The organism is Promicromonospora vindobonensis (assembly GCF_042685865.1).
GTDB classification, from domain to species: Bacteria; Actinomycetota; Actinomycetes; order Actinomycetales; family Cellulomonadaceae; genus Promicromonospora; species Promicromonospora vindobonensis.
Genome location: NZ_JBHUOG010000002.1, coordinates 301248 through 313018, shown reverse-complemented (window position 1 = coordinate 313018; position 11771 = coordinate 301248). Strand labels below are relative to the sequence as shown.

Sequence of the window (11771 nt, the reverse complement as noted above, 5' to 3'; positions counted from 1 at the left end):
GAGCGCTTCCGCGACGCCCTCAGGTACCGAGATCGACTGGAAGGCGATGTACGGTGCCGCCGGCACGACCGGCACGCTGTTCGAGCGCATGGAGATGGAGCTGCTGGAGCTCGCACCGGACCGCGCGGTCGGCCGGATCCCCGTCAAGGGGAACACCCAGCCGGCGGGCCTGCTGCACGGCGGCGCGTCGGTGGTCCTCGCCGAGACGCTCGGCTCGCTCGCCGCGCAGGCGCACGCAGGCCCGGACAAGAAGACCGTTGGCATCGAGGTGAGCGCCACGCACCACCGCGGTGCCCGCGAGGGCTATGTCACAGGGACGGCCACGGCGGTCCACCTGGGCCGCACGACGGCGTCCTACGAGATAGTCATCACCGACGACGCGGGCAAGCGGGTGTGCACCGCGCGCCTGACCTGCCTGATCCTCGGCTAGAGCCGGAGGTGCAGCGCAGGGTGGGGGCCGAGGGACGAGGCACCCGCCCGGAGCGGAACCGCAGGCTCTAGCCGACAACAGCGGAGCAGAGCCGGAGGTGCAGCGCAGGGTGGGGCCGAGGGACGAGGCACCCGCCCGGAGCGGAACCGCAGGCTCTAGCCGACAACAGCGGAGCAAAGCCGGAGGTGCAGCGCAGGGTGGGGGCCGAGGGACGAGGCACCCGCCCGGAGCGGAACCGCACGCTCTGGCCGACGACATACCCGACGACAAGCAGAGCCTGAGCCGCTCGCCTGAAGCGAGGGTGCGGGCTCAGCCGGCCTTCGCCGGGCGGCGCGACGGGGCGCCGCCGCCCACCGGGCGCATGTCGATGGGCCCTGACTCCATGACGGACCGGGCCCGACGGCGCCGGGCGATGAGGTCCTCGAGGCCGGCGCGGGCGGACCGGCGACCGGCGCGCGCGCCGTCGCGTGCCGCTGCGTCGGTCGCGAGGCGCCGTTGGAGCGCCGCGACCGACACCACGCGGTGCCCTGCCGCGGGGGCGAAGCCGAGCCGGGCGAGGAACCGCTGCACCCCACGGTTGCCTGGCACGGGGGCTGAGTAGATGTCGTCGCACTCGTGCTGGGCCGCGAGATCGGCGGCCGCGCGGAGGAGTGCGTGCCCGATGCCGTGGCGGCGCGCTCGTGGCGCCACGAAGAGCATGTCGAGGTACAGGCTCGCGCGGTACGCGAAGAGGTAGGCGGCGACGACCCGGCCGAGGATGACGCCGACGACCTGTCCGTTGTGCTCGGCGACCAGTACGTGCCCTCCGGCCGCGAGCAGCACGCTGAGGTGCTCCAGCAGCCGGCCGGAGTCCTGGGCTCCGAGCTGGGCCCCGGTCGGTGAGTCGTCACGCGCCTCGACGGCCAGTGCGGCGACGGCCGGCAGGTCGTCCTCGCGGGCGGGGCGTATCTCGAGCACGCTCATCTCCTTCCGGGATCTGGGGTTCCGGACGACAAGCCCGGCTGAGCGCCGAGACTAGTCCTCACCCGGTCGACAGCAAACACGCCGACCGAAATTTCACCCGCTCCAGACGTCCGTCCGGGTCAGGACCCGACCTGCTCGATGACGGCGTCCGCGACCTCGCGCATGGTGAGGCGACGGTCCATCGACGTCTTCTGGATCCAGCGGAACGACTCCGGCTCCGACAGGCCCATCTTGGTCATCAGGAGGCCCTTGGCACGGTCCACGCGCTTGCGGGTCTCGAAGCGTTCGGTGAGGTCAGCGACCTCGGCCTCGAGTGCGCCGATCTGCGAGTAGCGCGAGATCGCGATCTCGACGGCGGGCAGGAGGTCGGCCGGGGTGAAGGGCTTCACCACGTACGCCATGGCGCCGGCGTCGCGGGCGCGCTCGACGAGCTCGGTCTGCGAGAACGCCGTGAGCAACACCACAGGGGCCGCGTGGGCCTTGCCGATGCGCTCGGCGGCGGAGATCCCGTCCAGCTCGGGCATCTTGACGTCCATCACGACGACGTCGGGCTTCAGCTCGATCGCCAGGTTCACAGCAGTCTCGCCGTCGCCGGCCTCACCCACCACGTCGAACCCCGCCTCGCGCAGGGTCTCCACGACGTCCATGCGAATGAGGGCCTCGTCCTCGGCCACGACAGCGCGGCGGGACGGGTTGGCGGGAGCTGCCTCCGGCTCGGCGTCGATCATCGGGGGCAGGTCCAGGGAAAGCTTCTCGGTGTTCTCGTCGGTCACGGAGAACATCCTACGTCGCGCACACCCGGGCTTGGGGCCTGGACCGACGTGTGGTTCGATGTCTGCTGCACGACGCTGCGGTGCAGCGAGCCGGGTTGGCGGAACAGGCAGACGCGGCGCTCTCAAAAAGCGCTGCCCGCGAGGGCGTGTGGGTTCGAGTCCCACACCCGGCACACCACGCACTTCCCTTGGCCTGGCCGAGATGCAGGATCAGACCTCGACGGAGGCCTCCAGCAGCCGGTCCTGGCCGTACCGCACGACCTCCAGCCCGAACTCCGCGAGGATCTCGGGCAGGAGCCGCACCACGTCACGGTCCTTCTCCCGGTTCGCCTCGGGCAGCTCCGACCACGGCACGCCGATCATCGGGTGCACCTTGGCCGCGTCGTCCCGCACCGGCCCGCCACGCCAGCCCTGCTGCACCCGCACGGACTCCCACAGCTCGTGCTCCGCCTCGGCGAGCTGCTCGAGCTCCGCCCCCTCGAACACGACCTCGGAGGCACCCTCGCGCGGCGCGATCGTCGCGCCCATCCGCGCAAGGCGCTCCGGCAGCCCGACCACCCAGCCACGGTTGGAGGCCCGCAGCGCCTCCGGGAGGTCCTCCCAGCGCACCATCGCAGGGACCTCGCCCCAGCCGACGCCGCGCTCCAGCTGGTTGCGCAGGTACACGTGGTGCACGGAGCGCGCGATCCGCTCGTACATGTCGGCGTGCGCGCGTGCCTCCTCGCGCTGGACGTCGGCGAGCAGGTCCCGCATGGTCACGGTACGCAGCCGCCCGTCCAGGTCGTCGAGGACCCGGGACGCTTCCGCACCGAAGGCGCCGGACAGCTCCGCGAGGCCGTCGAGCAGGAGCACGAGGGAACCAGGCCCGCCGTGCCACAGCCTCGTGGCCGTGAGGGCCACACGCAGCGACGCGCCGTCGGAGGCATGGCACACGTAGACGACGTCCGGCACCCCGAGGCTGCCCGCGCGCCGAGCGCCGGCGCAGCGCGCAGCGCGATCGTCTGCGCGACGGGCGACCAGCGGGCCCGCAGCGCCTCTGCGACCGGCTCGGCGTCGTCAGCCACCAGGTCGACCGTCAGGCGTGCCCCGTCGCCCGCGAGCTCCCACTCGCGAGCCAGCCCCACGACGAGAGCCTTGGCGAACTCGCCCGAGCCCACCACCGCGACACGGGTCCGCGCGGCCGGGCCGTCCGGGCCGCCCACCATGCGGCGCACCTCGCGGGCGGCGAGCGCCTGCGCGGCGATGACGTCGAGCGTGAAGAAGTCGACGCCCGGTTCGGCACAGCTCAGATGCCTGGCCTGGAGCGCCACGCCGAGGTCGGGATCGCTGACGTGGGCGTACAGGCGGTCGGGTCCGCTGCCGGCACGACGGACGGCGTTCTCCGCCTCGGCAACGGTCAGCACGTTCGCGGTGGCGTCCACCGTGTCGTCCCTGCACGCGTACAGGACCGTCGCGCCGGCGAGCCCCACACCGCCGAGTCCCGCTGCGTCAGCGGTGCGCAGCACCCGGTGGCCCGCGGCCTCCAGGGCTGCGGTGACGGTGTCCGCGGCGTCGGTCTCCCCGACGACTATCGCGTGGCCGCGCGCACGCCGGTCCCTGAACCGGCGGATCTCTCCCGTGAACAGGGCGCGCGCCGCCTCGAGCAGGGCATAGACGGCCGTGGCCGGTGCGAGGAACCGGGCCACCTGGAGCTGCCAGGAGAGCGGGCCGCCGCCGCTGGCGGGGTCGGCGCCCATCACGAAGAGCTGGAGGTCGTGGTAGACGACGTCGTACCAGGTGCGGCCGGGCTGGTGGCTGGTGTCGAGCGCGAGGCCCCACCACCCGAGGCCGAGCGAGATCACGACGAGGGCGGCGAAGCCGAGCCGGGACCAGGGGAAGGAGGTGCGGGTCACGTCCGGAACAATAGCGACATCTCTCCCAGCGGGCGGTCACGGACCACTCCCCCGGGCACGAGAAGGCCCGGACCCCCCGCCAAGGGTGTCCGGGCCCGTTCGGTCCGGCCGGGACGAGCCGGCCGTCAACCGTCGTCAGACCGTGCTGCCACCCGTCGTCAGGGCGTGCTGTAGCCGTCGACGTGCGAGCCGATGCGGTGCACCAGGATGGAGTTCGTCGTGCCGGGCACGCCGACCGGAGCACCCGAGACGACGACCACCAGGTCGCCCTTCTCGGCGAGGCCCTGGTCCTGCAGCGTCCGGTCGACCTGGTCGACCATCGCGTCGACGTTCTCCACCTTCGGCACCAGGTACTCCGAGGTGCCCCAGGTGAGCGCGAGGGTGTTGGCCACGTGCTGCTCCGGGGTGAAGGCGAGCAGCGGGATGGACGAGCGCAGGCGGGACATCCGGCGTGCGGAGTCACCGGACTGCGTGAACGTCACGAGGTACTTGACCCCGAGCGTCTCGCCGATCTCTGCGGCGGCGCGCGTGATGGCACCGCCACGCGTGTGCGGCGTGGAACCGAGCGGCGCGATGCGCTCCCGGCCCGCCTCCTCCGTCGCCTCGATGATCCGGGCCATGGTCTCGACGGTGACGATCGGGTAGTCGCCCACCGAGGTCTCACCGGACAGCATCACGGCGTCGGCGCCGTCGAGCACCGCGTTGGCGCAGTCCGACGCCTCGGCGCGGGTCGGCGTGGGCGACGTCGTCATGGACTCGAGCACCTGTGTGGCGACGATGACCGGCTTGGCGTTGCGCCGCGCCATCTCGACGATGCGCTTCTGCACGAGCGGCACCTGCTCCAGCGGCATCTCGACCGCGAGGTCACCGCGCGCCACCATGACGCCGTCGAACGCCGCGATGACCTCGTTGAGGTTCTCCACGGCCTGCGGCTTCTCGATCTTGGCGATGACGGGGACCGTGCGGCCCTCTTCCTCCATCACCCGGCGGACGTCCTCGTAGTCCTTGGCGGACCGCACGAACGACAGCGCGATGAAGTCGGCACCGAGCTTGAGCGCCCAGCGCAGGTCCGACTCGTCCTTGTCGGACAGGGCCGGCACGGAGACCGCGACCCCGGGCAGGTTGATGCCCTTGTTGTTCGAGACGGGGCCAGGCACCTCGACCTCGGTGATGACCCGCGGACCCTCGACGGCGGTGACGCGCACGCGCACCTTGCCGTCGTCGATCAGCAGCGGGTCGCCCACCTTGGCGTCCTGGTTCAGGCCCTTGTGGGTGGTCGACACGATCTCCCGGCTACCGAGGATGTCCTCGGTGGTGATGGTGAACGTGTCGCCCTTGTTCAGGAAGTGCTTCTCGTCCCCGGCGAACCGGCCGAGCCGGATCTTGGGGCCCTGGAGGTCGACGAGCACGGCGACCGACTTTCCGGCCGCCTTCGCGGCCTCACGCACGTGACGGTAGACCGCCGCGTGCGCCTCCTGCTCACCGTGGCTGCGGTTGATCCGCGCCACGTTCATGCCGGCGTCTACGAGTTCCCGGAGCTTCTCCGGCGTCTCTGTAGCGGGTCCGATGGTGCACACGATCTTGGCTCTGCGCATGTCTCCAGCCTAGGCAGGTGGGCGCCGCAGCGCCCTGTGGGGGTGAACAACTCCCGGGCGGGTTCTCCGGTCACGACCGCAGAGCGAGCGTGCGCGGACGCACCGGGGCAGGCAGCTCGGTGCTGCCCTGCAGGTAGGTATCAGCCGCGGCGGCCGCAGCACGGCCCTCCGCGATGGCCCACACGATGAGGGACTGCCCGCGGCCGGCGTCGCCGGCCACAAAAACTCCAGGCAGGCTTGCAGCGTAGTCGTCGCCGCGGGCGACCAACCCACGCTCGGTGATCTCGATGCCGGTCTGCTCCTCGAGCACACCGGTCTCCGGGCCGGTGAAGCCCATCGCCACGAGCACGAGGTCCGCCGGGATCTCGCGCTCCGTGCCGGGCGTGGCGGCCCTGCGGCCGTCGGGCAGGTACTGGGTCTCCGCGACCTTGAGGGCACGGACGTTGCCGTCCGCGTCCGGCAGGAACTCCACCGTTGACGCCAGGTAGGTGCGCTCACCGCCCTCCTCGTGCGAGGTCGAGACCTCGAACAGGATCGGGTCGGTCGGCCACGGCTGGTTCGCCGGGCGCTCGGTCGGCGGCATCTTGCCGATCGCGAGCGTGGTGACGCTCGCGGCACCCTGGCGCAGCGCGGTGCCGAGGCAGTCCGACCCGGTGTCGCCGCCGCCGATGATCACCACGTGCTTGCCCGCCGCCGACGGCGCGCCCTCGGGCAGGACCTCCGGCGTGCCTGCGCGCACCGCGTGGTTGGCGGGCGTCAGGTAGTCCATGGCGAAGTGGATGCCTGCCAGGTCCCTGCCGGGCAGGGCCAGGTCGCGCGGCACGGTCGCGCCGGTGGCGACCACGACGGCGTCGAACCGGCGGCGCAGGGCGTCCCAGCTCATGTCCTTGCCGATCGTGATGCCCGTACGGAAACGCGTGCCCTCTGCCTCCATCTGCGCCAGACGGCGGTCGATGTGCAGCTTCTCGAGCTTGAAGTCCGGGATGCCGTAGCGCAGGAGTCCGCCGACGGCGTCGTCCCGCTCGTACACGACGACGGTGTGGCCGGCGCGGGTCAGCTGCTGCGCCGCGGCAAGGCCGGCGGGCCCCGAGCCGACGACGGCGACCGTCGAGCCCGTGAGCCGCTCCGGCACGTGCGGCGTGACCAGCCCGCGGGCGAACGCCTCGTCGATGATCGACACCTCGACGTTCTTGATCGTCACCGCCGGCTGGTTGATGCTCAGCACGCAGGACGACTCGCACGGCGCCGGGCACACGCGGCCCGTGAACTCCGGGAAGTTGTTGGTCGCGTGGAGGCGGTCGATCGCGTCGGCCCACTGGCCACGCCAGACCAGGTCGTTCCAGTCCGGGATCAGGTTGCCCAGGGGGCAGCCCTGGTGGCAGAACGGCACGCCGCAGTCCATGCAGCGGCCCGCCTGCTCCTTCAACATCCCGGAGAGGTACGGCTGGTCCTCGACCCGGTGCGCGTGGGTGTCCTTCCAGTCGCGCAGCCGGACCTCGACGGGCCGGTTCGGCGGGAGCTCCCGCTCCCGGACCTTGAGAAATCCCCTGGGGTCAGCCACGTGCCACCTCCATGATCTGGTCCCAGACGGACGGGTCCCACTGGGTCTTGCCTGAGACGTCGGCGCCTGCGGCCTCCGCCTCACTGAGGGCCAGGCGCACACGCGCCCAGCCGGGCGGCAGCATGCGGCTGAACCGGCCACGCGCGAGGGCGGGGTCGTCGAGCAGCTCGGCTGCCACGGTCGACCCGGTCTCGGCGCGGTGCCGGTCCAGCAGCCCGCGCACGGTCTCCCAGTCGGCGTCGTCAAGCGGCTCGAGGGCGAGCTCGCCCGCCTCCAGCGCCGCCTGGTTGACCCGCGAGACCCGGAGGTCCAGGAAGTACGCGGTGCCGCCGGACATGCCGGCGCCGACGTTGCGGCCCGTGGGGCCGAGCACCAGCACCGTGCCGCCCGTCATGTACTCGCAGGCATGGTCGCCGACGCCCTCCGCGACGAGGGTGGCGCCGGAGTTGCGCACGCCGAACCGCTCCCCTACGCGACCGCGCAGGTAGACCTCGCCGGACGTGGCGCCGTAGCCGATGACGTTCCCACCGATGACGTTGCCGCCGTCGAGCACGGACGACCGGTCCGGCCGCACCGCGATCCGGCCCCCCGACAGGCCCTTGCCGACGTAGTCGTTGGCGTCGCCGAACAGCCGCAGCGTGATGCCGCGGGGCAGGAACGCGCCGAGCGACTGGCCGGCGGACCCGGTGAGGGTGACGTCGATGGTGTCGTCGGGCAGGCCTGCGCCGCGGTAGCGCTTGGTCACCTCGTGGCCGAGCATGGTGCCGACCGTACGGTTGACGTTCCGGACGGGCAGCTCGATCTTGACGGCCTCTCCCCGCTCGAGCGCAGGGGCCGCGGCCTTGACGAGCTGGTTGTCCAGCGCCCTGGCCAGGCCGTGGTCCTGCGCCGTCGTGTGGCGCAGCGACGAACCGTCCTTGAGCTGCGGCTGTGCCAGCACCGGAGCCAGGTCGAGGCCCTGTGCCTTCCAGTGGTCGACGGCCTTGCGGGTGTCGAGCACCTGCACCTGGCCCACTGCCTCCTCGAGGCTGCGGAAGCCGAGCGCCGCGAGGTGCTCGCGCACCTCCTGGGCGATGAACTCGAAGAAGTTCACGACGAACTCCGGCTTGCCGGTGAACCGGCTGCGCAGCTCGGGGTTCTGCGTCGCGACGCCGACCGGGCACGTGTCGAGGTGGCACACCCGCATCATGATGCAGCCGGACACGACCATGGGCGCCGTCGCGAAGCCGAACTCCTCGGCCCCCAGCAGCGCCGCGACGATCACGTCACGACCGGTCTTCATCTGGCCGTCCACCTGCACCACGATGCGGTCGCGCAGGTCGTTGAGCACGAGTGTCTGCTGGGTCTCGGCCAGGCCGATCTCCCAGGGCGTGCCCGCGTGCTTGAGCGACGTGAGCGGCGAGGCACCGGTACCGCCGTCGTGCCCGGAGATCAGGACGACGTCGGCGTGCGCCTTGGACACGCCCGTCGCCACCGTGCCGACGCCGAACTCGCTGACCAGCTTCACGTGCACCCGCGCCGCCGGGTTGGCGTTCTTCGCGTCGTGGATCAGCTGGGCCAGGTCCTCGATCGAGTAGATGTCGTGGTGCGGCGGCGGCGAGATGAGGCCGACGCCTGGCGTCGAGTGCCGGGTGCGCGCCACCCACGGGTAGACCTTGGACCCGGGCAGCTGCCCGCCCTCACCTGGCTTCGCGCCCTGGGCGAGCTTGATCTGGATGTCGGTGGCGTGCGTCAGGTACTCCGACGTCACACCGAACCTCCCCGACGCGATCTGCTTGACGCGCGAACGCCGCTCGTCGTCGTAGAGCCGCTCCGGGTCCTCGCCGCCCTCGCCCGTGTTGGACCGGCCGCCGAGGCGGTTCATCGCGATCGCGAGGGTCTCGTGCGCCTCGGCCGAGATGGAGCCGTACGACATGGCTCCCGTGTTGAACAGCTTCACGATCTCGCTGACGGGCTGGACCTCGTCGATCGGCACCGGCTCACGGTCGGGGCTGAAGCGCAGCAGGCCGCGCAGCGTCATCAGGCGGTTGGACTGCTCGTCCACGCGCCGCGTGTACTGCCGGAAGATGTCCATCCGGCCGGACCGGGTGGCGTGCTGCAGGCGGAACACCGTCTCGGGGTCGAAGAGGTGGTCCTCTCCGTCCCTGCGCCACTGGTACTCGCCGCCCGTGGTGAGGCGCTCGCCCGGCTTCTTGTTGCCCGACGGCGGGTAGGCCTCGGCGTGCCGTGCGGCCACCTCGGCCGCGATGACGTCGAGGCCGATGCCGCCGAGCCGCGACGTGGTACCGGTGAAGTAGTCCTCGACCAGGTCGTGGGACAGGCCGATGGCCTCGAAGATCTGGGCCCCGCGGTAGGACATGATCGTGGAGATGCCCATCTTGGACATCACCTTGAGCACGCCCTTGCCGAGCCCCTTGATCAGGTTGGCGACCGCCTTCTCGGGCGTGACGTCCAGGTACCCGCGGCGGGCGAGGTCCTCGACCGTCTCCATCGCGAGGTACGGGTTCACGGCGGCCGCGCCGTAGCCGATGAGCAGCGCGACGTGGTGCACCTCGCGCACGTCGCCGGCCTCGACCACCAGCGACACCCGGTTGCGGGTGTGCTTGCGCACCAGGTGGTGGTGCACGGCGCTGGTCAGGAGCAGCGACGGGATGGGCGCCAGCTCGGAGTTGGCGTCGCGGTCCGAGAGCACCAGGAAGCTGGCACCCTCCTCCACGTACCGGTCGACGTCGGCGAAGATCGCCTCGAGCCGGGCCAGCAGTGCGGCGCCGCCGCCCGAGACCTCGTAGAGGCCCTGGATGGTCTCGGCGTGGAAGACGCCCTCCAGCTCCCGGTCGCGCTCGACGTGCACGATCTTGGCGAGCTGGTCGTTGTCCAGCACCGGGAAGCCGAGCACGAGCTTGCGGGCGTGCTCGGGCAGGTCGGCGAGCAGGTTGGGCTCAGGCCCGATCGCGCTGCCGATGGCCGTGACGAGCTCCTCGCGGATCGCGTCCAGCGGCGGGTTGGTGACCTGCGCGAACATCTGCGTGAAGTAGTCGAACAGGAGCCGCGGACGCTGCGAGAGCACCGCGACGGGCGTGTCCGAGCCCATGGCGCCGAGCGGTTCGCCGCCGGTGGTCGCCATCGGCGTCAGGATGATCTTGAGCTCTTCCTCGGTGTACCCGAAGGCGCGCTGGCGCCGCCGGACCGACGCCGGGCTGTGCGCCACGTGCTCGCGGTCGGGCAGCTCCTCGAGGTGGACGGAGTGCTCGCGGATCCAGTCGCCGTACGGGTGCTTGGCGGCGAGGCCGGACTTGATCTCCTCGTCGTCGACGATCCGCCCGGAGCCGGTGTCCACGAGGAACATCTTGCCGGGCTCGAGGCGGCCCTTGCGGACCACGGTGGCTGGGTCGATGTCGAGCACGCCCGCCTCGGAGGCCAGCACGACGAGCCCGTCCTCTGTGACCCACCAGCGACCGGGGCGCAGGCCGTTGCGGTCCAGCACGGCGCCGATCAGGGTGCCGTCGGTGAACGTGAGGGAGGCGGGGCCGTCCCACGGCTCGATGAGGTTGGAGTTGTACTCGTAGAAGGACCGCAGCGCCGGGTCCATGCTCGTGTTGTTCTCCCAGGCCTCCGGCACCATCATCAGCACGGAGTGCGGGAGGGACCGGCCGCTCAGGTGCAGGAGCTCGAGCACCTCGTCGAAGCTCGCCGAGTCGCTCGCACCGGGCGAGCACACCGGCTGCAGGGCCTTCAGGTCGCCGAGCACCTCGGACTCCATGGTGCCCTCGCGCGCCGCCACCCAGTTGCGGTTGCCGCGCACCGTGTTGATCTCGCCGTTGTGGGCCAGCAGGCGGAACGGCTGGGCCAGCGGCCACGACGGGAAGGTGTTGGTGGAGAACCGCGAGTGGACCAGAGCGAGCTCCGTGGCGTACCGCGGGTCGGACAGGTCGGGGAAGAACGGCTCGAGCTGCGCGGTGGTCAGCATGCCCTTGTACGTCAGGGTGCGGGCGCTGAGCGAGGCGAAGTAGAGGTTGATCTCGTTCTCCGCGCGCTTGCGCAGGCGGTAGCAGCGGCGGTCCAGGTCGATCCCGGACAGGCCACGCGACGGGTCGGCCACGACGATCTGCCGGAACACCGGCATGGAGGCGCGCGCCGTCGGGCCGACGATCCCTGCGTCCACCGGGACGTCGCGCCACGCGAGCACGTCGAGCTTCTCCTCGGCGGCCAGCGCCTCCACGCGACGCACGACGGCCTCACGCTCGGCGTCGTCGGCCGGCAGGAAGGCCGTGCCGATGGCGTACATCCCCGCGGGCGGCAGGTCGACGCCCACCACGTCGCGGATGAACGCGTCGGGGATCTGGGTCAGGATCCCGGCACCGTCACCGCTGTCCTCCTCCGCCCCCACCGCGCCGCGGTGGTCGAGGTTCAGCAGGGCGGTCAGCCCGGCATCGACGATGTCGCGTCCGGGCGTGCCGCGGAGCGTCGCCACGAAGGCGACGCCGCACGCGTCATGCTCGGCAGCCGGGTCGTACAGGCCGGCACCAGTCATCGGCGCGGGCAACCCAACCCTCTGTG

General features: G+C 71.7%; 8 protein-coding genes and 1 tRNA gene. 2 read left to right on the top strand and 7 right to left on the bottom strand.

What is annotated here, in order from left to right; translation table 11 throughout:
• Positions 1-46 precede the first annotated feature (46 nt).
• Positions 47-430 (top strand): PaaI family thioesterase, encoded by a 384-nt coding sequence (locus ACFS27_RS14685; protein ID WP_377191041.1) that lies wholly within the window; start codon positions 47-49, stop codon positions 428-430.
• 309 nt (positions 431-739) lie between these two features.
• On the opposite strand, the gene ACFS27_RS14680 is transcribed toward ACFS27_RS14685, so the two are convergent.
• Complete coding sequence (locus ACFS27_RS14680) at positions 740-1387, bottom strand: GNAT family N-acetyltransferase (protein WP_377184239.1); 648 nt, start codon at positions 1385-1387, stop codon at positions 740-742.
• Positions 1388-1512: 125 nt separating this feature from the next.
• Complete coding sequence (locus tag ACFS27_RS14675; protein WP_377184237.1) at positions 1513-2166, bottom strand: ANTAR domain-containing response regulator; 654 nt, start codon at positions 2164-2166, stop codon at positions 1513-1515.
• 89 nt (positions 2167-2255) lie between these two features.
• Here ACFS27_RS14675 and ACFS27_RS14670 point away from each other — a divergent pair.
• Positions 2256-2339: transfer RNA gene (locus ACFS27_RS14670), tRNA-Leu, on the top strand.
• A gap of 37 nt (positions 2340-2376) precedes the next feature.
• On the opposite strand, the gene ACFS27_RS14665 is transcribed toward ACFS27_RS14670, so the two are convergent.
• The 5 genes from ACFS27_RS14665 to gltB all read right to left on the bottom strand — a co-directional run bounded on the left by ACFS27_RS14665 (position 2377) and on the right by gltB (position 11745).
• The gene (locus ACFS27_RS14665) at positions 2377-3018 is read right to left on the bottom strand and encodes a RyR domain-containing protein (RefSeq protein WP_377184235.1); all 642 of its coding nucleotides are present in this window, start codon (positions 3016-3018) and stop codon (positions 2377-2379) included.
• On the bottom strand, positions 2922-4058 hold the full coding sequence (locus tag ACFS27_RS14660; protein WP_377184233.1) for a hypothetical protein: 1137 nt from the start codon (positions 4056-4058) through the stop codon (positions 2922-2924). Before ACFS27_RS14660 ends, ACFS27_RS14665 begins: the two co-directional genes overlap by 97 nt.
• Positions 4059-4216: 158 nt before the next feature.
• Positions 4217-5653 (bottom strand): pyruvate kinase, encoded by a 1437-nt coding sequence (pyk, locus tag ACFS27_RS14655; protein ID WP_377184231.1) that lies wholly within the window; start codon positions 5651-5653, stop codon positions 4217-4219.
• A 70-nt stretch (positions 5654-5723) separates the two neighbouring features.
• The gene (locus tag ACFS27_RS14650; protein WP_377184229.1) at positions 5724-7214 is read right to left on the bottom strand and encodes a glutamate synthase subunit beta; all 1491 of its coding nucleotides are present in this window, start codon (positions 7212-7214) and stop codon (positions 5724-5726) included.
• On the bottom strand, positions 7207-11745 hold the full coding sequence (gene gltB, locus ACFS27_RS14645) for a glutamate synthase large subunit (protein ID WP_449301534.1): 4539 nt from the start codon (positions 11743-11745) through the stop codon (positions 7207-7209). Before gltB ends, ACFS27_RS14650 begins: the two co-directional genes overlap by 8 nt.
• Positions 11746-11771 lie beyond the last annotated feature (26 nt).